This is a genomic window from Pseudomonas sp. EA_65y_Pfl1_P113, from assembly GCF_963970525.1.
Classification (GTDB): Bacteria; Pseudomonadota; Gammaproteobacteria; order Pseudomonadales; family Pseudomonadaceae; genus Aquipseudomonas; species Aquipseudomonas tritici.
Genome location: NZ_CAXAQM010000657.1, coordinates 1 through 436 on the forward strand (window position 1 = coordinate 1; position 436 = coordinate 436).

A 436-nucleotide genomic window follows, 5' to 3' on the forward strand; every position below is an offset into this window, starting at 1 on the left:
CGCGCGCCGCCGGACGCCCCTTATCGGGGGAGATGCGGATGAGCGTGATCCCGACGATCGCGCCGTTCATGCTTCCGCGCATCCTGCCGCGGTTGCGGCGCGACTATCCCGACCTCAAACTCTTCCTGCGCGAGGAACCCAGCGGTGCCGCCTGTGAGGGCCTCCATCACGGGCGTGCCGATTGCGTGTTGCTGGCGCTCCCGTTCGCGTGTGGCGAGGTGAGCGCGCAGGTGCTGTTCGAGGATCGCTTGTTCGTGGCAGGCCAGCCGGGCGAGATGGGCAATATCGCGCGTGCGATGCCCTCTGCGGAAATCGACGAGACACGGCTGTTGCTGCTCGAGGACGGGCATTGCCTTAAGGACCATGCGCTATCCGCTTGTGCCCGGCCGGAATTGCGAGCCGAGGCGACGATGATGGGCACGTCGCTCCACACGAT

Annotated in this window: 1 protein-coding gene; it reads left to right on the forward strand. The window is 66.5% G+C overall.

Features of this window, described 5'->3' with window-relative positions; translation table 11 throughout:
- Positions 1-38: 38 nt before the first annotated feature.
- Positions 39-436: LysR substrate-binding domain-containing protein (locus AACY52_RS31585; RefSeq protein ID WP_339561591.1), on the forward strand; the 398-nt coding region annotated here is incomplete at its 3' end.